General features: G+C 63.6%; 22 protein-coding genes. 14 read left to right on the top strand and 8 right to left on the bottom strand.

Annotated features, from left to right (window positions below; genetic code table 11):
• The first annotated feature begins 77 nt into the window (after positions 1 to 77).
• The 9 genes from CV770_RS24485 (at position 78) to CV770_RS24525 (ending at position 9,724) form a co-directional block, all read left to right on the top strand.
• Positions 78 to 929: an MBL fold metallo-hydrolase gene (locus CV770_RS24485; RefSeq protein WP_201760018.1), complete on the top strand. Its 852-nt coding sequence runs from the start codon at positions 78 to 80 to the stop codon at positions 927 to 929.
• A 242-nt stretch (positions 930 to 1,171) separates the two neighbouring features.
• Positions 1,172 to 2,014 (top strand): fumarylacetoacetate hydrolase family protein, encoded by an 843-nt coding sequence (locus CV770_RS24490; protein ID WP_018321387.1) that lies wholly within the window; start codon positions 1,172 to 1,174, stop codon positions 2,012 to 2,014.
• A gap of 133 nt (positions 2,015 to 2,147) precedes the next feature.
• A complete protein-coding gene (locus tag CV770_RS24495; RefSeq protein WP_104464181.1) occupies positions 2,148 to 2,759 on the top strand; it encodes a glutathione S-transferase family protein in 612 nt (203 codons plus the stop codon).
• Between the two features lie 14 nt (positions 2,760 to 2,773).
• Positions 2,774 to 3,640, top strand: a complete 867-nt coding sequence (locus tag CV770_RS24500) for an MBL fold metallo-hydrolase (protein WP_104464182.1) — start codon at positions 2,774 to 2,776, stop codon at positions 3,638 to 3,640.
• Positions 3,641 to 3,768: 128 nt separating this feature from the next.
• Positions 3,769 to 4,917 carry an alpha/beta fold hydrolase gene (locus CV770_RS24505; RefSeq protein WP_104464183.1) on the top strand — a complete coding sequence of 383 codons (1,149 nt, stop codon included), beginning with the start codon at positions 3,769 to 3,771 and terminating at the stop codon, positions 4,915 to 4,917.
• Positions 4,918 to 4,984: 67 nt separating this feature from the next.
• Positions 4,985 to 5,956, top strand: coding sequence for an iron exporter MbfA (gene mbfA, locus CV770_RS24510; protein WP_104464184.1), 972 nt, complete (start codon positions 4,985 to 4,987; stop codon positions 5,954 to 5,956).
• Positions 5,957 to 6,074: 118 nt separating this feature from the next.
• Positions 6,075 to 7,547, top strand: coding sequence for an amidase (locus CV770_RS24515; protein ID WP_104464185.1), 1,473 nt, complete (start codon positions 6,075 to 6,077; stop codon positions 7,545 to 7,547).
• A gap of 183 nt (positions 7,548 to 7,730) precedes the next feature.
• Positions 7,731 to 8,084 (top strand): nuclear transport factor 2 family protein, encoded by a 354-nt coding sequence (locus CV770_RS24520; protein WP_104464186.1) that lies wholly within the window; start codon positions 7,731 to 7,733, stop codon positions 8,082 to 8,084.
• A 389-nt stretch (positions 8,085 to 8,473) separates the two neighbouring features.
• Entirely contained in the window at positions 8,474 to 9,724 is a 1,251-nt protein-coding gene (locus tag CV770_RS24525; protein ID WP_245453853.1) for a putative hexosyltransferase, read from the top strand.
• A gap of 34 nt (positions 9,725 to 9,758) precedes the next feature.
• On the opposite strand, the gene CV770_RS24530 is transcribed toward CV770_RS24525, so the two are convergent.
• Both CV770_RS24530 and CV770_RS24535 read right to left on the bottom strand, forming a co-directional pair.
• Complete coding sequence (locus CV770_RS24530; protein WP_104464188.1) at positions 9,759 to 10,847, bottom strand: Zn-dependent alcohol dehydrogenase; 1,089 nt, start codon at positions 10,845 to 10,847, stop codon at positions 9,759 to 9,761.
• 45 nt (positions 10,848 to 10,892) lie between these two features.
• The gene (locus CV770_RS24535; RefSeq protein WP_104464189.1) at positions 10,893 to 12,677 is read right to left on the bottom strand and encodes an acyl-CoA dehydrogenase family protein; all 1,785 of its coding nucleotides are present in this window, start codon (positions 12,675 to 12,677) and stop codon (positions 10,893 to 10,895) included.
• 233 nt (positions 12,678 to 12,910) lie between these two features.
• Between CV770_RS24535 and CV770_RS24540 the strand changes: the two genes are divergently transcribed.
• A complete protein-coding gene (locus CV770_RS24540) occupies positions 12,911 to 13,612 on the top strand; it encodes an SDR family oxidoreductase (RefSeq protein ID WP_104464190.1) in 702 nt (233 codons plus the stop codon).
• 126 nt (positions 13,613 to 13,738) lie between these two features.
• The gene (locus CV770_RS24545; RefSeq protein WP_104464191.1) at positions 13,739 to 14,569 is read left to right on the top strand and encodes an enoyl-CoA hydratase; all 831 of its coding nucleotides are present in this window, start codon (positions 13,739 to 13,741) and stop codon (positions 14,567 to 14,569) included.
• Between the two features lie 238 nt (positions 14,570 to 14,807).
• Here the strand turns inward: CV770_RS24545 and CV770_RS24550 are convergent, their stop codons facing one another.
• Complete coding sequence (locus CV770_RS24550; RefSeq protein WP_104464192.1) at positions 14,808 to 15,431, bottom strand: GNAT family N-acetyltransferase; 624 nt, start codon at positions 15,429 to 15,431, stop codon at positions 14,808 to 14,810.
• Positions 15,432 to 15,499: 68 nt separating this feature from the next.
• A complete protein-coding gene (locus CV770_RS24555; protein ID WP_091955854.1) occupies positions 15,500 to 15,703 on the bottom strand; it encodes a DUF1127 domain-containing protein in 204 nt (67 codons plus the stop codon).
• Positions 15,704 to 15,813: 110 nt separating this feature from the next.
• Here CV770_RS24555 and CV770_RS24560 point away from each other — a divergent pair, with 110 nt between their 5' ends.
• Complete coding sequence (locus tag CV770_RS24560; RefSeq protein ID WP_104464193.1) at positions 15,814 to 16,713, top strand: transcriptional regulator GcvA; 900 nt, start codon at positions 15,814 to 15,816, stop codon at positions 16,711 to 16,713.
• Between the two features lie 142 nt (positions 16,714 to 16,855).
• On the top strand, positions 16,856 to 18,181 hold the full coding sequence (locus CV770_RS24565) for an MFS transporter (protein WP_104464194.1): 1,326 nt from the start codon (positions 16,856 to 16,858) through the stop codon (positions 18,179 to 18,181).
• 198 nt (positions 18,182 to 18,379) lie between these two features.
• Here CV770_RS24565 and CV770_RS24570 read toward each other — a convergent pair whose 3' ends face one another.
• Genes CV770_RS24570 through CV770_RS24580 form a run of 3 tightly spaced genes read right to left on the bottom strand, consistent with a single transcriptional unit; the run spans position 18,380 to position 20,986 of the window.
• On the bottom strand, positions 18,380 to 18,793 hold the full coding sequence (locus CV770_RS24570; protein ID WP_104464195.1) for a Rieske (2Fe-2S) protein: 414 nt from the start codon (positions 18,791 to 18,793) through the stop codon (positions 18,380 to 18,382).
• The gene (locus tag CV770_RS24575; RefSeq protein ID WP_104464196.1) at positions 18,793 to 19,902 is read right to left on the bottom strand and encodes an amidohydrolase family protein; all 1,110 of its coding nucleotides are present in this window, start codon (positions 19,900 to 19,902) and stop codon (positions 18,793 to 18,795) included. The genes CV770_RS24570 and CV770_RS24575 overlap by 1 nt, the downstream gene beginning before the upstream one ends.
• Positions 19,903 to 19,927: 25 nt before the next feature.
• A complete protein-coding gene (locus CV770_RS24580) occupies positions 19,928 to 20,986 on the bottom strand; it encodes an amidohydrolase family protein (protein ID WP_104464197.1) in 1,059 nt (352 codons plus the stop codon).
• A 144-nt stretch (positions 20,987 to 21,130) separates the two neighbouring features.
• On the opposite strand from CV770_RS24580, the gene CV770_RS24585 reads away from it, so the two are divergent.
• Positions 21,131 to 21,613: a CinA family protein gene (locus CV770_RS24585; protein WP_104464198.1), complete on the top strand. Its 483-nt coding sequence runs from the start codon at positions 21,131 to 21,133 to the stop codon at positions 21,611 to 21,613.
• A 136-nt stretch (positions 21,614 to 21,749) separates the two neighbouring features.
• Here the strand turns inward: CV770_RS24585 and CV770_RS24590 are convergent.
• Positions 21,750 to 22,213: integrase core domain-containing protein (locus CV770_RS24590; RefSeq protein ID WP_146101341.1), on the bottom strand; the 464-nt coding region annotated here is incomplete at its 5' end.

A 22,213-nucleotide genomic window follows, 5' to 3' on the forward strand; every position in this document is an offset into this window, starting at 1 on the left:
GTCAGATGATCCATTGCGCTCGATGACGGAAACGGCGCATCTTTCGGCATCAAGGCAAAAACATGGGAAAGCGGCGGATGCAGTGGAAGGTCGGCCAGGTCAAAATCACCAAGGTTGTGGAGCTGGAGACGGTCGGCTCGACCCGCTTCATCCTGCCGCTCGCGAGCAACGCAGAGATCCAGAAGCTTCCCTGGCTGATCCCGCATTTCGCTACCGAAGAGGGCCGGCTGAAAATGTCGATCCATTCGCTGGTGGTGGAGACGCCTTCGCGCCGCATCGTGGTCGACACCGGCCTCGGCAACGACAAGCAGGGCCGCAATGTTCCGACCTGGAACAACCGCACCACGCCGTTCCTGGCGACGATGATGGCAGCAGGCTTTGCGCCCGACAGCATCGACACGGTGCTGTGCACGCATCTTCATGTCGATCATGTCGGCTGGAATACGCGGCTGGTCGACGGCCGATGGGTGCCGACATTTGCCAAGGCGCGCTACGTCTTCGGCAAGACCGAATACGAGCACTGGCTGGAGCATTCGACCGAGCCGGACAAGCGAGCCGTGTTCGAGGATTCCGTGAAGCCGATCGTCGATGCCGGCCGGGCCGATCTGATCCCGAGCGATCACCGGCTCTGCGAGGAGATCAGCATGATCCCGACCCCCGGCCACAGTCCCGGCCATATGAGCATTCTCATCCGATCGGACGGCGAACAGGGCCTGCTCACGGGTGACGTCGCCCATCACCCCTGCCAGATGGCGCATCTCGACTGGTCCTCGACGGCGGATTCCGACCAGAGCCAATCCGCAAAGACACGGCGCGAATTGTTCGGCCGCTTTGCTGACACGCCGACGCTGGTAATCGGCGGCCATTTCTCGGCCGGGCATATCAGGCGGGATGGAGAGGCATTCAGGTTTGTGGCGCTGCAATCGTAGAATTCGTAGGGTGGATTAGCCCTGCAGATGCGCGAAGCGCATCTGCTCGGCGTAATCCACCTCTTCTGTCCCCGCGGAGGCAGATGTGGTGGGTTACGCCTTCGGCTAACCCACCCTACGATCCTCCGCCTACGCCACGAGGGAAGGGCTGCAATGCGCCCCGCTCTGGGCGGTTGAATTTCCCCTCGCCCTGTTCCATGAAGCTGTTTAACCGATCGGTCCATTCCTAGGGAGAAACGAGAATGAAGCTTGTTCGTTATGGCGAGAAGGGTGCGGAAAAGCCCGGCCTGATCGACAAATCCGGCCAGTTGCGCGACCTGTCGGCGCATCTGAAGGACCTCACCGGCGAGGCCTATTCGCCGGAGAGCCTGAAGAAGCTGGCAGGCCTCGATCCCGCCTCGCTCCCGGCGGTCTCCGGCAAGCCGCGGTTCGGCGCCCCCGTCACCGGCATCTCGAAATTCGTCGCGATCGGCCTCAACTACTCCGACCATGCCAAGGAGACCGGCGCCGATATCCCGAGCGAGCCAATCATCTTCATGAAGGCCAACACGTCGCTGTCCGGCCCGAACGATGCGGTCGAAAAGCCGCGCGGCTCGACCAAGCTCGACTGGGAGGTCGAGATCGCCGCGATCATCGGCACCCGTGCGAAATATGTCTCGGAAGCCGACGCGCTGAATCACGTCGCCGGCTACTGCGTCTGCAACGACGTCTCCGAGCGCGCCTTCCAGATCGAGCGCCTGGGACAGTGGACCAAGGGCAAGTCGCACGACACGTTCGGCCCGCTCGGACCGTGGCTCGCCACCAAGGACGAGATCAAGGACGTGCAGAACCTGTCGATGTGGCTGGACGTCAACGGCCAGCGCCGCCAGACCGGTTCGACCAAGACCATGATCTTCTCCATGGCCAAGTGCATCTCCTATGTCTCGCAGTTCATGACGCTGCTGCCCGGCGACGTCATCACCACCGGCACCCCGCCCGGCGTCGGCCTCGGCATGAAGCCGCCGACCTTCCTCAATGTCGGCGACGTCGTCAGCCTCGGCATCGAGGGTCTCGGCGAGCAGAGGCAGGAGATTATCGCGGCGTAGGGCGCGATTCCCTCTTTGTCATTCCGGGATGGCGCGAGAGCGCCAGACCCGGAATCTCGAGATTCTTAGGTGCGCAATTGCGCACCATAGTTCGATGCTTCGCATCGCCCCGGAATGACAACAAGGATCCAAAATGAAACTCACCTTCTCCCCCGCCTCGCCCTTCGCCCGCAAGGTGCGCATCGCCGCGATCGAGCTCGGGCTGATCGACAAGATCGAGCTCGTGCCCGCAAGCGTCGCGCCGGGCACGGCCAATGAGGACTATTCGAAGATCACGCCGCTGAAGAAGCTGCCGGTGCTGATCACCAATGACGGCGACGTCATTCTGGATTCCTACGTCATCGTCGAATATCTCAACGAGATCGCCGGCGGCAACCTGATCCCGGATTACGGCCCGCGGCGCTGGAAGGCCAAGACCAATCATTCCCTGATCAACGGCATGCTCGATTCCATGCTGCTGTGCCGCTACGAGAAGATGGTGCGGCCGCAGGGCCTGCAATGGCAGGCGTGGTCGGACGACCATTGGAATAGAGCGTGGACCGGCATGGCGCGGTTCGAGAACATGCCTGAGGTGCTGAACGGCCCGTTCGACATCTCGCAGATCGGCCTCGTTTGCGTGCTCGGCTATGCCGACTTCCGCTTCGCCGATTGCGGCTGGCGCAAGGCCTACCCGAAGCTCGACGCCTTCCATCAAAAGATGCTGGAGCGGCCCTCCGTGAAGATCTCGGTGCCACCGGCTGCATAACAACCGGAGTTCTCATGAGCCTGAAGTTCTCAGTCGGCGATCTCACCATCCATCGCGTCATCGAGCAGGAAACCTCGTTCGTCCCGGCGCTGGAGATGCTGCCGGGATTGACGGCCGAGGTGCTAGCCGAGAACCGGGCATGGATGCGCGGGAGCAAGGCGCTGGATGACCAGGACGTGCTGCTGCTGTGCTTTCAGTCCTATGTGGTGAAGACACCGCATCATACCATCCTGGTCGACAGCTGCATCGGCAACGACAAGCCGCGGCCTCGACCGAAATGGAACATGAAGACCGACGACACCTATCTGCGCGGGCTGGGCGCCGCCGGATTTGCGGTCGAGGACATCGACTTCGTGATGTGCACGCATCTGCATGTCGATCACGTCGGCTGGAACACGCGGCTGGAGAACGGCCGCTGGGTGCCGACCTTCCCCAAGGCGCGCTACGTCTTCGCCCGGCAGGAATTCGACCACTGGACCGAGCAGAATGCGAAGGCCGAAGTAGCTCCCTTCGCCGACAGCGTGCTGCCGGTGGTTGAGGCCGGACGCCACGAGCTCGTCGGCAACGATCATGAGATCGGCGATCACGTCCGCATCCTGCCGACGCCGGGCCATACGCCGGGTCATATCGCCATCACGATGGGCCGCGGCAAGGACGACGCCGTGTTCTCCGGCGATCTCATGCACTCGCCGCTGCAGACGCTCTATCCCGAGCTGTCGATCAAGTTCGACGTCGATCCAGTCGCGGCAGCGAAAACGCGCCGCAGCTTCCTGGAACGCTATTGCGACACCGACACGCTGTGCTGCACCGCGCATTTCCCCTCGCCGTCGGTGGGGAAGATCCGGCGCAAGGGCAATGCGTTCGTGTGCGCCGCCGTCTAGCAAGATGCCGTAGGGTGGGCAAAGCGAAGCGTGCCCACCCTACCAAACGCGTCGCGGAAAGATGGTGGGCACGGCGCGCGGTGCGCGCCTTTGCCCACCCTACGATTCCGCCCGAGTGGAGAGACACGATGACTGCGCTTCCCGACATCCCCCTGCCCGCCGGAATCCGCTCGCGTTACATCGACGGCATCAACGGCTTGCGCATGCATGTGCTGGAGGCCGGCTTCGAGACCACGGGGCGGCCATGCCTCCTCTTGCTGCACGGCTTTCCCGAGCTCGCCTTCTCCTGGCGCAAGGTGATGCCGACGCTGGCTTCGGCCGGCTATCACGTGATTGCGCCGGACCAGCGCGGCTATGGCCGCACCACGGGATGGCGCGCGGAATACCACGGCGATCTCGCGCCGTTCTCTCTGCTCAACCTGGTGCGCGACGCGCTCGCTCTGGTGTCGGCGTTCGGCTACAGGCAGGTCGATCTGGCCGGGCATGATTTCGGCAGCCCGGTCGCATCCTGGTGCGCGCTGATAAGGCCTGACGTGTTTCGTTCGGTGACGATGATGAGCGCGCCGTTCGGTGGGCCGCCGCCCCTGCCCTTCAATACGGTCGACACACCGGCAAAGCCGCCCGCCGAAGACCCCGTGCATCGCGAGCTCGCCGCGCTGCCGCGGCCGCGCAAGCACTATCAATGGTACTATTCGACACGCGAGGCGAACGCCGACATGCAGCACGCGCCGCAGGGAGTCCATGATTTCCTGCGCGCCTATTATCATCACAAGAGCGCGGACTGGACCGACAACAAGCCGTATCCGCTGAAGTCCTGGTCGGCGGATGAACTCGCGAAACTGCCGACTTACTACGTGATGGACCTGAACCAGACCATGGCCGAGACGGTTGCGAAGGAAATGCCCTCGCCCGCCGCGATCGCCGCCAACCAATGGCTGCCGGACAGCGACCTCGCGTATTACAGCGCCGAATATGGCCGCACCGGATTCCAGGGCGGGCTGCAATGGTATCGCTACGGCACTTCGGGCATGCTCAATAGCGAGATGCAGCTGTTTGCAGGACGCAGCATCGACGTGCCCTCATGCTTCATCTCGGGCAAGCAGGATTGGGGCACTTATCAGCGTCCGGGCGTGTTCGAGGCGATGCAGGGGCGCGGCTGCACAAACATGCTCGGCTGCCATCTCGTCGACGGCGCCGGCCATTGGGTGCAGCAGGAGCAACCCGCCGAGGTGAGCCGGCTGCTGCTCGACTTCCTGGCCAACGCCGGCAAGGCCTGATTTGACCCGGGAACCCCGGCCCATTATATAGTTTAGAATAATTCTAAACTACTGATACAGGGCCGCCGTGAAGAATTTTGCCGATCTGACCGAGCGCGAGGTGCTTGCGGTCGCGATCTCCTCCGAGGAGGAGGACAGCCGCATCTACATGACCTTCGCCGAGGACCTTCGCGAGCGTTACCCGGACACGGCAAAGATCTTCGAGGAGATGGCCGAGGAGGAGCGCGGCCACCGGCACATGTTGCTGGAATTGTACGAGCAGCGCTTCGGCAAGCATTTGCCGCCGATCCGGCGCGAGGACGTCAAGGGATTCCTGCGCCGCCGCCCGGTCTGGCTGACCAAGAACCTGTCGCTCGACGCCATCCGCAGGGAAGTCGAGACCATGGAGATGCAGGCGGAGCGCTTCTACGTGAAGGCCGCCGAACAGGCCCACGACGTCGGTGTGCGCCGCCTGCTCGGCGATCTCGCCGAAGCCGAGAAAGGTCACGAGGAGACCGCCGCAAAGCTGACGGGCGAGATCCTGAATTCCGACGTCCGCGCCGAGGAGGATCGCACCAACCGCCGCATGTTCGTGCTGCAATATGTGCAGCCGGGCCTCGCCGGATTGATGGACGGCTCTGTCTCGACGCTGGCGCCGCTGTTTGCGGCGGCCTTCGCCACCCACCAGAACTGGCAGACGTTTCTTGTGGGCCTCGCCGCATCGATCGGCGCCGGCATCAGCATGGGCTTTGCCGAGGCGCTGTCCGACGACGGATCGCTTACGGGGCGCGGCTCGCCCTGGCTGCGCGGCGTCACCTGCGGCGCGATGACGACGCTCGGCGGGCTCGGCCACACCGCGCCCTATCTGGTGCCGGATCATTGGGCCAATGCGTTCTGGATCGCGACTGCGATCGCCTGCGTCGTCGTGTTCTTCGAATTGTGGGCGATCGCCTTCATTCGCTCGCGCTATATGGACACGCCGTTCCTCCAGGCCGTGTTCCAGATCGTGCTTGGCGGCGCGATCGTGCTCGCGGTGGGCGTATTGATTGGGGCGGCGTAGGCCCCACCCTCGCTGTCATGCCCCGGCTCGACCGGGACATCAATCGCGATCAAACGGCGGTTGCAGCATTCGGGCAAACTGCGCATCATCCCCCGACAACAAGAGCAGGAGAAGCGCCGTGGCCAGATCGGAATGGAGTTTCAAGAGCGCGGTCGAACTGTCGGCCGCATTGACCGCAAAGAAGGTCTCCGCGGTCGAGCTTACACAGGATGCCATCGACCGCATCGAGCGTCACGACGGCAAGGTCAACGCGATCTGCGTGCGGGATTTTGATCGCGCCCGCAGTGCGGCACGCGAGGCCGATGTGGCGCTGGCGCGCGGCGAGAAAAAACCGCTGCTCGGAATTCCGGTGACGGTGAAAGAATCCTTCAACATCGCGGGCCTGCCCACAACTTGGGGCTGGACGCCGCAAAAGGATTTCAAGCCGACGGAGGACGCGCTGTCGATCTCCCGGGTGAAGAACGCCGGCGGCGTCATTCTCGGCAAGACCAACGTTCCCGTGGGCCTGGGAGACTGGCAGAGCTACAACGACATCTACGGCACGACGAACAATCCATACGATCTCGGCCGCACCCCCGGCGGCTCATCGGGGGGGTCGTCGGCAGCGCTTGCGGCCGGCTACGGACCGCTCTCGCTCGGATCCGACATCGGCGGCTCGCTGCGCGTGCCGGCATTCCATTGCGGCGTCTATGCGCACAAGCCGACATACAATCTCTGTCCCACGCGCGGCCATACGCCGCCGCCATTTCCTGCGGTCCCGATGGAACGCGATATGGCGGTGATCGGCCCGATGGCCCGGAGTGCAGCCGATCTGACGCTGCTGCTGGACGTGATGGCCGGTCCCGATCCGGTCGACCTCGGCATCGGATACAAGCTGGCGCTGCCGGACGCGCGCCACGACAAGCTGAAGGATTTCCGCCTACTCGTGATCGACAGCCATCCGTTGCTGCCTGCGAATTCCGACATTCGCGGCGCGATCGAGACGCTGGCTGGGCGATTGACGGGCGCCGGCGCGAACGTCGCGCGAGAAAGCCCGCTGTTTCCGGACTTCCGGGAGGCCTCGCGTCTCTACATGCGTATGCTGATGAGTTTTCTCGGCGCGTTCTTTCCTCCCGACATTCTCGCCGGCGCACATGCCGGCGCGGCGCAACTCTCGCCCGACGACAAGAGTCTTGCGGCCGAGCGCCTGCGCGGCATGACCTCGAGCCATCAGGCCTGGGTGTTCGACGAGGGCGCGCGCGCCGGGCTACGCGCGCAATGGCGGCAATTGTTCCGGACATTCGATGCGGTGATCTGTCCGATCATGCCGACCCCCGCCTATCCGCATGATCATTCGCCGGAGCAGGAGAAGCGCCGGATCAATATCGACGGCAAGGACCATGTTTATCCGGACCAGCTTGCCTGGCCCGGCATCGCCACGCTGACGGGCTTGCCGGCCACGGCCGTTCCGCTCGGCCTGTCGAAGGATGGCCTGCCGGTCGGCGTCCAGATCATCGGCCCTTTCCTCGAAGACCGCACGCCGCTCAAGCTCGCTGAACTGATCGAGCGTGAGTTCGGCGGGTTCCAGCCGCCGCCATTATTCAGTGATTAGTTCTTCCCGTCATTACGAGCGAAGCGATTCAGAATTTTTCGATGCGACAGTCTGGATTGCTTCGCCGCCAGCGCAAAATTGCTTCGCAATTTAGTCGCGGGCTCCTCGCAATGACGGAGGACGACAACGTGGTGATTCTGGGCTCGCGCGTCGCGTGCCCCGGGATGACGGAAAGGAAGCACCATGAGCCAGGACCTCGACCAACTGACCGCCCTCAACCGTGACTACGTTGCCTCCGTGCAGAACTGCGACGTCAAACGTTTCGACGAAATCTTGGCAACGGAGTTTTATTGCTCCAATCCCGACAAGACGCTGGTCGACCGTGCCGCCTTCCTGGAGCAGACGGCGCGGCCGATCGCGATCCGGAACTTGAAAGAGCGCGACGTCATCATCCGCATCATGGGCGACTTCGCCGTCATCCACGCCGCGACGACCTACACCACAGCGGATGGCCAGCAGGCGATGGGGCGCTACACCGATTGCTGGGCAAAGCAAAATGGCAAGTGGCTCGCGGTGTCGGCACACGTGTCGCGGTGAGGAGGGAACGCTGCCGTTCCCCCTTCGCACCGCGGGGCATTCGACGACTGCCATAAAGAAATCGCTAACCAAACAATCTTTTCCCGAGCAATGGGCAAACCGCTGATCTGACATTTATCCAGCTGGCAATCGTTCGCCCGTCAAAATTGCAAGTGACGAGAGGTCCCCTCAGGGCATCGATCTCGAGCATGTCACCAGGACACGCTCGAAGCTCGGAGTGCTTCTGAGCCCCGGCGAGGGTATCGCTCAAATCCGGCGAGAGTGATTGCGTGACAAACGACACAATTGAGATAGGCGCGCTCCGCGACCCCTATCATCGCGTCAATCCAGACGAGACGCTGCCCGAGAGATGGCGCATTCCGATTGCGGTAGCGGTCGGTTGCGCGCTCATGGGCCTTTTGCTCCGTTACCTTGCGCGGGAACACGCAACCGCCGACGCCGCCGAGTACATCACCTGGTATACCTTCGCGCGAGATCACGGCATTGGCGGGCTTGCCGAGGCTTTCACCAACTATACGCCGTTCTACAGCTACCTCCTGCTGATCGCCGCCCGATTTGACTGGCTGGGCCAGCCGCTTTCCCTCGTGAAGATGATCTCGGCGATATTCGAGTTCGGCTGCGCGATCGTGGTGGCCCGGATGGTCTGGCGCGTTACAGGCATGCCGTTGCGCGCGTCCCTGGCCTTCTGCGCGGTGTGGCTTGCGCCGACGGTGCTCTTCAACGGCGCAATGTGGGGACAGGCCGATTCGATCTGGACCTTCTTCGCGCTGATCTCCGTGGCGATGTTCATGCGGGATCGAAACGGCGTTTTGCCATTCGCAGTGGCCTGCTCGGTGAAGGCCCAGGGCGTCTTCCTGGGGCCGTTCGTGCTGGGCATGATCCTGCGCCGCAAGATCCACGTGGCATGGCTTGCCGCTATTCCGGCAACCTATGCGATCCTCGCCATTCCGGTTCTCGTCGCCGGTAGATCACTGGTCTCCGTACTCGGGATCTATCTCGGCCAGGCCAACACATTTCATCACCTGACCATGAATGCGGCGAATGTCTGGGTATTCGCCGGTGGAACGCCGTACGCGGTCGGAGTCGCCGCCGGCCTCGTGCTCGCGGCGGCGAGCGGGCTCGCCCTATCGATCTTCATCGCACAATCCAAGCGGACCGGGCCAGAGTTCATTCTGCTCGTGGCGTGTGTATCGCTCATCCTCATGCCGTACCTGCTTCCGAAGATGCACGAGCGCTATTTCTACGGCTTCGAGCTTGCGGCGATCGCCCTGGCCTGCCTCAATCTGCGCTATCTGCCGTTCGCGGTGATTGCCCAGGTCGATGGCGTGTTATCCTACCTCGCATTCGAGAGCGAGATCGTCATGGGTCTGTTGCCGGCCGCGCTCTGCAACACCTTTCTGGTGTTCTACCTCGTGCTCGATCTCCGGCATGGCGAACGTGGATTTCGCTTTCCGAGGTTTGCGTGGCTTGGCTTCACCGCGTCGACTGCGGGATTGTTCTCCTATTTGCTGTTCGCGGGTGCTGGCCTGAACGTATCCGTCGCGTATATGCTCGTCGCGGGACTTGCCACGGCCATGACGCTGCTGCTCGTCAAGGAGACGCGCTGCGCCTCGGCCGACGGTCCGGGCGCGTCGCGTTGACTTCAATTTTCGGGCGACGACGGGGTCGGTTGTGCTAGCTGTCGAACACGATCACGCTGCGCAGCGTCTTGCCGGCTTTCATGTTGGCAAAACCCTCGTTGACCTCGGACAGCTTCAATTTCGCCGAGATCCAGTCCTCCAGATGCAGTCGTCCGCGCAGGTAGAAATCGACCAGACGCGGCATGTCGACGCGAAAATGGTTCGAGCCCATTGAGGAGCCCTGGATCCGGCGCTCGCGCAGGAAATCAAAACCGTGCAGCTCGATCTTCTGGCCGAACGGAATCATGCCGACGATGGTGGCGGTGCCGCCGGAGGCGAGCATGCCGAACGCCTGCTCGGCAGTCTCCTTGCGGCCGAGCACCTCGAAGGAATGATGCACGCCGCCATTGGTGAGATCACGCACCTGCTTGACGACATCGCCGTCGGCGGGGTTGATGATGTCGGTCGCACCCAGCTTGGTCGCGAGCTGAAGCTTGGCCGGATTGGTGTCGATGGCGATGATGCGGCCGGCGCCTGCGATCTGCGCGCCGTTGATCGCGGCCATGCCGACGCCGCCGCAGCCGATCACCGCCACGGTCTCGCCGGCCGTCACCTTCGCGGTATTCACCACCGCGCCATAGCCGGTGATGACGCCGCAGCCGATCAGCGCGGCGAGATCGAGCGGCATCTCCTTGCGGATTTTGACGATCGCGTTCTCGTGCACCAGCATCTGTTCGGCAAAGGACGAGAGATTGAGGAACTGGTGCAGCTTCTCAGGCTTGGACCACTGCATCCGGTTTGAGGCGCCGGGCAGCAACTTCACGGTGGTGTCGGTGCAGAGCACGGTGCGGCCCGTGGTGCAGTTGTCGCAGGTGCCGCAGAACACCGACAGGCAAGTGACGACGTGGTCACCCGGCTTGACGTAAGTGACATCGGAGCCGACCTGCTCGACCACTCCGGCGGACTCGTGGCCGAGCACCGCGGGCAGCGGATGCGGATAGAGCCCTTCCATGAAATGCAGGTCGGAGTGACAGAGCCCGGCGACCGTGGTGCGGATCAGAACTTCGCGCGGGCCCGGCTTCGGCAGGCTGACGTCCTCGATGACGAGCGGCTGGTTGACTTCATAGAGGACGGCGGCCTTCATCGAGCACTCCCTGTCGCGTTTCTTGGTTTGATCGTGGAGTGCAGCCTACGCTGCCAGAACCAGTTCGCCAACCTCGCTCATGCCGACTGAGCTGTCGCCGAGCAGCAGCGCGGCGATCTTGGCCTGCGTGGCATTTTCCGTCAGCCGGAACGGATCGCTTGGTGATACCCGATGGTCGATCACGAGCCGCGACAACAGCAGCCGGCGCGCATCGCCGCGCATCTCGTGGATGCGGTGTGCTTCCCAGGCGAGCGCGACGGCGCTGGCGACATGATAGAGCAGGCTCGTCGCACGACGCGCATCGGCCTCGTTCTCGGATTTCCCCGCAACCTGGCGCGCGAAGCCGACAGCGCGATCGACGAGGCCACGCAGATTGTCGCGCCAGGCCTGCGGCACGGATGCACTGTCGTCGAGCCGCGCATGCAGATCGGCTGACAGCGCGGATTCCGCGCCGTGGCGGCCGACCGCGCGCCGGAGCGCATCGATCGCGACGATGTTGCCGGTGCCTTCCCAGACCGAACCGAGATGCGCGTCGCGCAGCAGGCGCGGCGTGGCGAATTCCTCGATATAGCCGATGCCGCCGCGCATCTCGAGCGCATCGCCGCAGACCTTTCGCGCATCGCGGGTGGCGCGGAATTTCAGGGTCGGCGTCAGGATACGCAACAATGCCGCCGCATCCTGGCTGCCGGCCTCGGCGCGGTCGAGCGCGTCCGCAGTGAGGAAGCTCATCGACAGCGCCTGCTCGACCGGAAGCATGATCTTCAGCATCTGCCGCCGGCCGAGCGGCAGGTCGATGATGCGGTTGCCGAACACGACGCGATTGGTCGCGACCGTCATTGCGTCGTGATAGGCGCGGCGCATCAGCGCGGTCGATTTGACGCCGTTAGAGAGCCGCGACGAATTCACCATCTCGGCCATCTGCACGAAGCCGCGGTCGAGCTTGCCGACCGCATAGGCGATCGCGCCTTCGAGCTTGATCTCGCCCGAGGCCATCGAGCGGGTGCCGAGCTTGTCCTTCAGACGCACGATCCGGTAGTGGTTCTGCGAGCCGTCGTCGAGGAAGCGCGGCATCAGAAACAGGCCGACGCCGCGCGTGCCGGGGCCGGCGCCTTCGGGGCGCGCGAGCAGCATCACGACCTTGGCGTCGGCATTCGAGCAGAACCATTTTTCGCCCGTGAGGCGCCAATGGTCGTCCTCCTGCACCGCGCGCGTGGTCAGCGTGCCGACATCGGAGCCGCCCTCCTTCTCGGTCATGAACTGGCCGCCTTGCGTCAGCTTGCTCATGTCGGTCGAGGTCAGGCCGTCCAGATATTTCGCCTTTAGCGCCTCGCTGCCGAAATTCGCCAGCAGCTTTGCGCAGCCGTCGGTGACGTTGATCGGGCAGCCCATGCCGAATTCGGTCTGGTTGAACAGGAACGTGAAGGCGTGCTTGGCCACCACGGGATATTTGTCCGGCCAGCCCATGATGCCCTTGCGGATCGAGAGCGCATGGATGCCGAACTCGCCGAACGCAGCATTCTCCAACTCGCGATAGGCCGGGTGATATTCGATCGACTGCACGTCGCGGCCGAACTTGTCGCGCTGGTGCAACACCGGCGTGTGGCGGTCGACGAGCCGCGCGCAGTCGTCGAGGCGGCCGCCGGCAAGTTCGCCGAGGCGATCGAGATGCGGCTCGATATGACGGAACAGATTTTCCGGCAGATGGATGCGCAACAGGTCGGTCAGCGCAGGATCGGCGCGGTAGAAATTCATGCCTGTGGTGTCGGGCGCCAGCAGGCCGGATGGTGCGGCCGCGACATTCTTTGGCTGCGCTGGGGCCGGCTTATGCATGATCGTCCTCTTCGTTTCCGCAACCTGCGGACATTCCGCGGCACTTTAGCGCTTGCCGCTTGGGATGATGTCGATCATGCTCCAGTCGCAGATACGGATAAAGCCGCAAATCGTCAGGGAGGCATGATCACCGTGAAGGAGCAATTCGCTCTGCGGAATTGTGATCCCGCCGGCTGGTTGTTCGCGAAAGCCATGCATAGATCAGGGGCTCCCTGCCTCCAAGAGACCACACCATGGAACATCCGAAATACAAAATAGCCCTCATCGTCGGTGCCGGCGAAGGCCTGAGCGCTTCGCTGGCGCGCTTGCTGGCTGCGCAAGGCATTCGCGTCGCGCTCGCGGCGCGCAAGATCGAGAAGCTGGGCGCGCTCTGTAGCGAGACCGGCGCCAAGGCCTACGCCTGCAACGCGACCGAGCCCGATGAGGTCGAGCGGTTGTTTGGCCTCGTCGAGCGCGAGATCGGCACGCCCGACCTCGTCGTCTACAACGCCAGCGGCCGCACCCGCGGGCCATTCGTCGACCTCGTCCCGGCCGACGTCGCGCAAGCCATCGCGGTCAGCGCCTATGGCGGCTTTCTGGTTGCGCAGCAGGCGGCCAAGCGCATGCTGCCGAACAAGCAAGGCGCGATCCTGTTCACCGGCGCCTCCGCCAGCGTCAAGGGCTATGCGCAGTCGGCCTCGTTCGCAATGGGCAAGTTCGCGCTGCGCGGCCTCGCGCAGAGCCTGGCGCGCGAATTGTCGCCGCAAGGCATCCACATTGCGCATTTCGTGATCGACGGCGGCATCCGCAGCGCGGCGCGGACGGAAGCCGAAGACAAGCCGGATTCGATGCTCGATCCCGACGCGATCGCGCAGAGCTATTGGAATGTGTTGCAGCAGCCGCGCAGCGCCTGGAGCTGGGAGCTCGAGCTGCGTCCCTGGGTGGAGAAGTTTTGAGGCGAGATGCCGTAGGGTGGGTTAGCCGAAGGCGTAACCCACCTCTTTTATCACCGCGCATTAGAGAAGAGGTGGATTACGCTTCGCTAATCCACCCTACTAGTCCAACAAGAGCAGGGAGGATCAATGACCACGGAAACCACCATCGACACCGGCACCAACGAGCTCCTCTGCGTCATTCGCGACCGCGTCGCTGTCATCACGCTGAACCGGCCGGACGCGCGCAATTCGCTGTCGGATGCGCTGACCCCGGCGCTGCGCACGATGATCCGGAGCTGCGGCGAGAACCCCGGCGTCGGCGCGCTGCTGATCACCGGCGCGAGCGAAGCGTTCTGCGCCGGCGGCAACGTCAAGGGCATGGGCGCCCATCGCGACAAGGCAAAGCTCGAGATGCCGCTGGAAGATCGCATCGCCGATCTGCAGGAGCGGCAACGGCTGCTCACCGGCGCGCTGGTGTCGGTACGCAAGCCGACCATCGCCGCCCTGCCCGGCCCTGCGGTCGGCGCCGGGCTCGCCATCGCCATGGCCTGCGACATCCGCATCGCCGCGCAATCGGCCTTCGTCGCCACCGGCTATGCCCGCATCGCGCTGAGCGGTGATTACGGCATCGCCTGGCTGCTCACCCGTCTCGTCGGCACCGCGCGGGCGCGCGAGCTGATGTTCACCGGCGACCGTGTCGATGCGGTGCGGGCCGAAGCGATCGGCCTCGTCAACCGCGTCGTGCCTGATGACAAATTGCAGACCGAGGCCTTTGCATTGGCGAAGTCGCTCGCCGAGGGCCCGCGCCTGGCGCTGCGCTACATGAAGGACAATCTCGACGAGGCCGTGCTGTTCGACTTCGAAACCGCGCGCGACCACGAAGCCGAACGGCTGATCCGCCTCACCACGACCGCCGATCACAAGGAGGCGGTGCAGGCGTTCATCGAGAAGCGGAAAGCGGTGTTCACGGGGAAGTAGCAGCGTTCTAAGATCTATGACCGTCACCCTGAGGTGGCCGCTTCTTCAGCGGCCCTCGAAGGGCGACGGCCCGACTGTTGCTGCGCGAAGTCCGACACCGGGGTGCGGTGGGGCCGTTCATCCTGCGAGGCTCCCCACGCGTCGCGTTGCGCCGCGCGTCTCGCACCTCACGATGACGGATCTACAAGCAAAAAAAAAGCCCGGCCCTGGTTCACCCAGAGCCGGGCTTGCAGTGGTGTCAGGCCGAGGCTGAGGGGCTTTCGGCCTGACGGGAAAGGGCGGCGAGGCGCCAGCTCGCACAGGGGATGTCTTTTGCTGCGACTGTGATCTCCTTGTCGAAGCGCACCAGCTTCCAGTCATCAGGGTGATTGACGAAAGCGAAGCCGGATTTGCGGGCGAGCGAGATCATGGTCTCGTTGGAGCGCAGCGTCTCGCCAAAGATGTGGTCGGCGCCAAGCGCTGCGGCGCGGCATTCGAGATTCTTCAGAAGCGCTGTAGCGATGCCGCGGCCCTGCCAGCGATCATGGACCGACAGGCCAAATTCGAGCGTGGCGATTTCGGCATGCAGCGCATAGCGCGCCTCGGCGACGATGGTCTCGAAACCGTCGATCATGATGGTCGCGACCACGGTGAAACGTTCGCGCTCGCCGACCTGAAGGAAGTCGTGCAGCAGTCCGTTCGGCAGCTCGCTGATCGCGCCGAAGAAACGGTTGTAGCGGGAGCGGGTCGAGAGCGAGCGGAAATAGTGCTGAAGCTCGTCGGTATCGCGCGGCTCAACGAAGCGGACATTGAGCGCTTCACCCTGCCGGGTGCGCAGCGTGTCCGAATACCGCTTCAAATCTTCCAGGCGAAGAGCGGTCATGGCACATGCTCGGGACAAAAGGGACCGCCGGCGCCCCTCTGATGAGGCGGCGCCGGCCTGGCGGCCAATCAGGCCCGCCAGAAGGGTTTGTCGGCCTCGTAGGCGATATCGCTCCAGGACAGCCCGACGTCCTGAAGGTCGCGCGCGGTCCATTGCGTGAGCTCGCGCCTGTTACGGTAGCGCTCGTGCCAGACGTGAAGCGTCTCGCCGATCTGCTCGATCAGGCCCGGTGCATGATGATTTGTCATCGAATTGTCAGTCAAAGTAGACATTTTCAGCTCCTGGAGCTAAGTTGACCGCTAATATCTGCTTCCTGGTGCACTGCGACAAACGACAATTTGTACCTTTTCGCATGAATTAACGTCATGTATCCTGCTGCCAAATGACTGCCAGATTACCGTCCCTGAACGGATTGCGGGCGTTTGAGGCCGCCGCGCGCCATCTCAGCTTCACGCTGGCGGCGGCCGAACTGAACGTGACGCAGACCGCGATCAGCCATCAGATCCGAAGGCTCGAGGAGGAGCTCGGCATCCGCCTGTTCATCCGGCAGAACCGCGCGCTGGCATTGACGCCGGAGGCGCGCGACTACCTCCCCGGCGTCCGCGCCGCCTTCAATGACCTCCGGCTTGCGACCGACCGGTTGCTGCGCAAGGACGACGACAAGGTGCTGACGGTCTCGACGCTGGCCTCGCTCGCCGCAAAATGGCTGTTGCCGCGGCTGACGGATTTCCAGGAGCAGCATCCCGGCATCGACGTTCGTATCACCACCTCGACCAGCTTCGTCGACTTCCAGCGCGACAATGTCGATGCCGCGATCCGCTACGGCCGCGGCCAGTGGCCGGGCCTGCGCGCCGACTGGCTGATGGCGGATGAGCTGTTTCCGGTGTGCAGTCCGTCGCTATTGCGTGGCGACAAGCCACTGCGCCGGCCCGAAGACCTGGGAAACCATCCGCTGCTGCACACCTCAAGCGCCAACAGCGACGATTGGCGGCTTTGGCTGACCGCGGCGGGCCTGCCGGCAGACATCGCGAGGCACCCCGGCATCACCTTCGACATGATCTTCATGACCATCCAGGCCGCGATCGACGGCATTGGCGTCGCGATGGGACGGACCTCCTACGTTCAGGACGACATCGCCAAGGGCCGCCTCGTGGTCCCCTTCAAGATCGCGCTGCCGGCCGACGCCGGCTTCTACCTGGTCGCGCCCGAGGGACGCCGCGAAGCACCGAAGCTGACCGCATTCCGCCAATGGATGCTCGCTGCGACGCAAAATAAAGCCTGAAAAATCATCAGCTTCCCCGGCAAAATCGATTGACTCGCGGCGCCCTGCGCGGGAAGGGATGAGACAGATTGTCACAGCATCAATCTGTCGCCTTGCCGTGAATGATTCCCGGTCCGGCCACGTCTCGAAGGGGAGCAACGCCATGGTTGGACCAGCAACCAATCCGCCTGAACTCAAATCACGCATCGGCGCCATCCTGCGCGCCACGTCAGGCAATTTTCTCGAACAGTTCGACTTCTTCCTGTTCGGCTTCTATGCGGCCGCGATCGGCAAGGCGTTCTTCCCCTCCTCCGATGAGACCGCATCGCTGCTCAACACTTTCGGCGTGTTCTGGCTCGGCGCGTTGATGCGGCCGGTCGGCGCGATCGTGCTCGGCGCTTACATCGACCGCATCGGCCGCCGCCAGGGCCTGATCGTCACCCTCGCCATCATGGCCTTCGGCACCGTCGTCATCGCGTTCTGCCCGAGCTACGCGACCATCGGCATCGCCGCGCCCGTCATCGTGCTGATCGGACGTCTGCTGCAGGGCTTCTCCGCCGGCGTCGAGCTCGGCGGCGTGTCGGTCTATCTCTCGGAGATCTCCACGCCGGGCAATCGCGGCTTCTACACCTCGTTCCAGTCGTCGAGCCAGCAGGTCGCGATCTTCGTCGCCTCGATCCTCGGTTACATCCTCTCGGAGGTGATGCCGGCCGACACCGTCGCCGCCTGGGGCTGGCGCATTCCCTTCTTCGTCGGCTGCCTGATCATTCCCCTGATCTTTGTCCTGCGGCGGACGCTGGAGGAGACGCCGGCCTTCCTCGCCATGAAGAAGCATCCGACGGCCAGCGAGGTGTTCGCCTCCGCGCTCGCCAACTGGCGCATCGTCATCCTCGGCATGATGATCGCAGTCCTGACCACGACCACATTCTACTTCGTCACCGTCTACACGCCGACCTTCGGCAAGACGGTGCTGAAGCTGTCGACGCAGGACGCACTGCTGGTGACATTGCTCGTCGCTGTCACCAACTTCTTCTGGAACCCGATCGGCGGCGCATTATCCGACCGCATCGGCCGCAAGCCGGTGCTGCTCACCATCGCCGGCCTGTCGCTCGTCACCGCCTACCCGGCACTGCACTGGCTGGTGGCGGCGCCGAGCTTCGGCAAGCTGCTCGCGGTCGAGATGATGTTCTCGTTCTATTTCGGCGTCTACAGCGGCACCATGCTCGGCGCGCTGGTCGAGATCGTGCCGGCGGATGTGCGCACCACCTGCTTCTCGCTCGCCTTCGCGCTCGCCGCCGCCCTGTTCGGCACCTTCACGCCGTTCGCCTCGACCTTGCTGATCGAGCATACCGGCGACAAGGCCTCGCCCGGCTTCTGGCTGATGCTCGCCGCACTGCTCGGCATCATCGCGGCCTCGACGGTGTACCGCGGCGGCGGCAAGGCGGTGCTGACATATGATGCGGTGGCCGAGCCTGTGGCGGGGCGTTGATGGTCGCTTCGATCATCGCCGCCTCTTACCCTCCCCTGGAGGGGGAGGGTCGGCTCACATTGAGCGCAGCGATAATGTGAGACGGGGTGGGGTGAAGGTCCCTCCGCATCGAACGCTGCCCGTGGGGAGAGATCACCCCATCCCGCTCGCGCTCCGCGCGATCGACCCTCCCCCCAGGGGAGGGTGAAGAGATGAGGCCTACAGCTCCACCACCACGTAGTCGCTCTCGACTTTCACCGGGATCGTCTCGGCGACATACGGCCCCTTCACCATGCTCGCGCCCGGCTCGACATGGGCCGGATAGGCCTTCACGCGGAAGCGGCGGGGGTCGCAATAGGATTGGCCGGTGCGGATGTCGAACTCCCAGCCGTGCCAGGGGCAGCGGATGATCTCCCCGAGCTTGGTGTATTCGATTTCGCCGGGCTCCTTCGACTGCGCGAGACCGATCAGCGGACCCTCGCACAGCGCCGCCCCCTGATGCGGGCAACGGTTCATCAGGCCGAAATATTCACCCTTGATGTTGAAGACCGCGATCGGCCGCCCGTCGATCTCCAGAAATTTTCGCGTCCCCGGCGGCAGTTCATCGACCGGCGCGATCACATGCCGCGCCATCAACCAATCCCGTACAGCGCGCGCGCATTGCCGAGATAGAACGCCTCGCGATTGGCTTCGCTGACGCCCGCCGGCAGCACGCGCGACGGCTCGTCGTAATCCCAATGCGGATAGTCGGTGGCGAACAACAGGCGATCCCAGCCGATCCAGTTGATGACGTCGAACAGATCCTCGCGCCGCTCCGGGTCCTCCATCGGCTGCGTCGTCCACCACACCTGCTCGCGAATATATTCCGACGGCGGCCGCTTCACATGCGGCACCTCGCTGCGCAGGCGCTGCCAGGTCTTGTCGAGCCGCCAAGCCAGCGACGGCGCCCAGCCGAAGCCGGCCTCGATCATCACCATCTTCAGTTTCGGGAAGCGCTCGAACACGCCCTCCAAAACAAGACTCGCCAGCGCCGATTGCTGGCATTGCGAGTGACCCACCATCTCCTCGATGTAATAGGACGGCCAGCCCGACGGCGTGATCGGATTGCCGCCGAAGCCGAAGGCGTGGACGCCGACGGGAAGGCCGGCTTCCTCCGCGGCCTGGTAGATCGGCCAGTAGCGGCGCTGGCCGAGCGGCTCGACATTGCGGCTGAGCAGCAGCACCTGCACGAAGTTCTTGTCGCCGGCGCGCTCGCGGATTTCGGCGGCGGCCGACAGCCCGTCCTCATTGCCGACGACGATCGAGGCTTTGAGCCGCTTGTCCTTGCTGGTCCATTTGTCGATCTGCCAGTCGTTGATCGCCGAACACAAAGCGGCCGAGAGCTCGTGATTGCGGATGCCCTGCCCGGTGTTGAGCGGATTGAGCACGCCCAGCTGCACGTTGTTGGGATCGAGCAGCTGCTTCTGCATGAAGGACAGCGAGGAGCCCTGCGGGCCGCCTTCGGGCGGATAGGCATCGCGGCGCGAGGCATTGGGCTGGGCCTTCGGATAGGGCGGGCCTTCCGTCATGCCCTGATAGGCATGGACGCCATAGACTTCGAGATGATGCTGCCAGCGTTTGGCGAGATAGGGATAAAGCTCGGTGCGGGTGGCGCGTGCCGGATGGATGTCGCAGTCCGCGATCGCGGTTTTGACGGTCAGTGGGGAAACGGCTTCTTGGCTCTCGCGGAATTGGATATTCATCGCCTTGCCTCCTTTGGCAGCGGGCTCATTTCAGGCGGGGATAGGTCGCATGTGGATTTTCGATCATGATCTTGCGCACGAGATCGGGGGTGAGACTTTCGGGCAGCGCGTCCTGGCCCTCGAACTGCCAGTGCGGATAGTCCGTGGAGAATAGGACCAATTCGTCGGACTGCATATGATCAAACAGGCGAATTAATGTCGCCTCGTCTGGCGGTGCATCAAATGGCTGTAAGGAGAAGCGGATGTTGCTGCGCACAATATCCAGCGGCGCGCGATCAACCCAGGGCGTCTCCATCCGCACCCCGCGCCAGAACTTGTGCAGGCGCCAGAGATAGGGAGAGATCCAGGAGACGCCGGATTCCAGCATCACCATTTTCAGGCGCGGATATTTGGCGAACACGCCCTCGACGATCAGGCTGGTGAGCTGCGTCTGGAACGCCTGGGCCTGCCCGACATAGTCCTCGATGTGATAGGAACCCCATCCCACGGCGGTCGGCGGATTGTGATAGGCGGAACCCGCGTGAATGCCGACGGGTAGTTCCAGCCGTTCCGCGGCTTCATAGATCGGCCACAGCGCGCGCTTGCCGAGCGGCGTGTCGCCCATCACGAGCATCAGCACCTGGACGAACCGCTTGTCCTGCGCGCAGCGCTCGATTTCTGCCACGGCCTTCTCGACGCTTTGCGTCGGGATCACGATCGAGCCGCGCAGCCGCTTGTCGCGATCGAGCCACTCCTTCACCAGCCAGTCGTTCAGCGCGCGGCAGAAGGCGGCCTGCAAATCTTCCGAAAACACCATCTGCACGCCGTAGAGCGGATTGCAGATGGCGTAGCTGAGCTGAAACGGATCGAGCACATGGCGCTGCATGTCGTCGAGGCTCTCGCCCGGCTTGCCGCTCTCGGGGCGCCAATCAGGGCGAGCCACGATCGGCGAGTTCTGCGGGTAGGATTGCGAGACGAGGTCGACCATGCCGCGCGTCGTCACCTGATCGCGCCAATAGTCGTTCAGGTAGGGCAGCAGGCTGGTCAGATGCGGCACGGCCGGATGCACGTCGCAATCCACCCCGCCGGCGATCAGGGACGCCATGACGTCTCCCTTCTCACGTTTCCTCGCATGTCTCTTCTTGTACCCGGCATTCAAGCAGGCCTGCCCGTCGCCCGCAACTCAGCCAAGCGTCCTGTCATATGCTAGGAAGGCTGAGCTCGGTTGCGAAGAGATAAGGGGTTAGGGATGAAAGAGCTCGTCGGCATTGCGGAACAGGTCGCAGCGAAGCTGATCGCGCGCAAACAGACCATCGCCGTGGCAGAATCCTCAACCGGCGGCCTGATCGCGGCCAGCCTGCTCGCGGTGCCCGGCGCGTCCGCCTATTTCCTCGGCGGCGCGGTGGTCTACACCCGCGATGCCAGGCGCGTGCTGATGGATATTTCGGACGAGGGAATGAAGGGCTTTCGCTCCTCGTCGGAGCCCTACGCGCAACTGCTGGCGGAGCAGATGCGAATGCGCTTCGACAGCGACTGGGGCCTGTCCGAGACCGGCGCAGCCGGCCCCACCGGCAACCGCTACGGCGACGCCGCCGGCCATAGCTGCATGGCGGTGAGCGGACCTGTGGCGGAGGTCATGACGCTGGAGACCGGCAATAACGACCGGTTCGGCAACATGCAAATGTTTGCTGCGACGGCGCTGAAGCTGTTGTTGAGGAAGCTGGAGGGGTGAGCTGCTTCTCGAATGAGTGGGGGTAGTCTCGCAGCAAATACCGCTGTCATGCCCCGCGAAAGCGGGGCATCCAGTACGCGGCGGCCTATCGATTCAATCACAACCGTCTCACAGTACTGGATCGCCCGCCTGCTGTTTAGTCCGGGGACATGGCTGACACCTGTTCGGACACATCACTGACAGGTTGGCCATTGGTCAAGTCGATCGATGCGACCTGCCAGCTGGCGAAGAAGATTCCGTAGTGGCCGTCACGATCCAGCGGCCGGATGGCGAGACTTTCGCGCGCGAAGGCCTGGGGAACCTTCCAGAAGCGTCCTTTGAAGGAGATGTAGGGTCTCGTCGATGAGACCCTACGGACGATCTCGCCGCTGTCGTATTCAACTTTTGGAACGCGGGTCGGCATGGCGCGGGCGCTCGGCCAGAAGCGATCGGCGGGGACGCGCATATCGAGGCCTTGGTGGGGACGCTCCAGATTGTAGACCGGTCGCCAGGCATCGAAGGCGCGCTGGACTTCCGAGAGGGTGCGGAAGCGCCGCATGGCAAAAACCTCGGCCTTCAGGGTGCGATGGAAGCGCTCGTTCTTGCCGCGCGCCTGCGGAT

It is taken from the genome of Bradyrhizobium sp. AC87j1, assembly GCF_002936975.1.
GTDB lineage: Bacteria > Pseudomonadota > Alphaproteobacteria > Rhizobiales > Xanthobacteraceae > Bradyrhizobium > Bradyrhizobium shewense.

Coding starts and splice junctions, on each gene's coding strand:
- CV770_RS24560 (WP_104464193.1), top strand. CDS start 15,814: ATGACTGCCAGATTACCGTCCCTGAACGGATTGCGGGCGTTTGAGGCC.
- CV770_RS24500 (WP_104464182.1), top strand. CDS start 2,774: ATGAGCCTGAAGTTCTCAGTCGGCGATCTCACCATCCATCGCGTCATC.
- CV770_RS24490 (WP_018321387.1), top strand. CDS start 1,172: ATGAAGCTTGTTCGTTATGGCGAGAAGGGTGCGGAAAAGCCCGGCCTG.
- CV770_RS24540 (WP_104464190.1), top strand. CDS start 12,911: ATGGAACATCCGAAATACAAAATAGCCCTCATCGTCGGTGCCGGCGAA.
- CV770_RS24485 (WP_201760018.1), top strand. CDS start 78: ATGCAGTGGAAGGTCGGCCAGGTCAAAATCACCAAGGTTGTGGAGCTG.
- CV770_RS24570 (WP_104464195.1), bottom strand. CDS start 18,793: ATGGCGCGGCATGTGATCGCGCCGGTCGATGAACTGCCGCCGGGGACG.
- CV770_RS24580 (WP_104464197.1), bottom strand. CDS start 20,986: ATGGCGTCCCTGATCGCCGGCGGGGTGGATTGCGACGTGCATCCGGCC.
- CV770_RS24585 (WP_104464198.1), top strand. CDS start 21,131: ATGAAAGAGCTCGTCGGCATTGCGGAACAGGTCGCAGCGAAGCTGATC.
- CV770_RS24530 (WP_104464188.1), bottom strand. CDS start 10,847: ATGAAGGCCGCCGTCCTCTATGAAGTCAACCAGCCGCTCGTCATCGAG.
- CV770_RS24505 (WP_104464183.1), top strand. CDS start 3,769: ATGACTGCGCTTCCCGACATCCCCCTGCCCGCCGGAATCCGCTCGCGT.
- CV770_RS24555 (WP_091955854.1), bottom strand. CDS start 15,703: ATGTCTACTTTGACTGACAATTCGATGACAAATCATCATGCACCGGGC.
- CV770_RS24550 (WP_104464192.1), bottom strand. CDS start 15,431: ATGACCGCTCTTCGCCTGGAAGATTTGAAGCGGTATTCGGACACGCTG.
- CV770_RS24575 (WP_104464196.1), bottom strand. CDS start 19,902: ATGAATATCCAATTCCGCGAGAGCCAAGAAGCCGTTTCCCCACTGACC.
- CV770_RS24520 (WP_104464186.1), top strand. CDS start 7,731: ATGAGCCAGGACCTCGACCAACTGACCGCCCTCAACCGTGACTACGTT.
- CV770_RS24535 (WP_104464189.1), bottom strand. CDS start 12,677: ATGCATAAGCCGGCCCCAGCGCAGCCAAAGAATGTCGCGGCCGCACCA.
- CV770_RS24545 (WP_104464191.1), top strand. CDS start 13,739: ATGACCACGGAAACCACCATCGACACCGGCACCAACGAGCTCCTCTGC.
- CV770_RS24565 (WP_104464194.1), top strand. CDS start 16,856: ATGGTTGGACCAGCAACCAATCCGCCTGAACTCAAATCACGCATCGGC.
- CV770_RS24525 (WP_245453853.1), top strand. CDS start 8,474: ATGGGCCTTTTGCTCCGTTACCTTGCGCGGGAACACGCAACCGCCGAC.
- CV770_RS24495 (WP_104464181.1), top strand. CDS start 2,148: ATGAAACTCACCTTCTCCCCCGCCTCGCCCTTCGCCCGCAAGGTGCGC.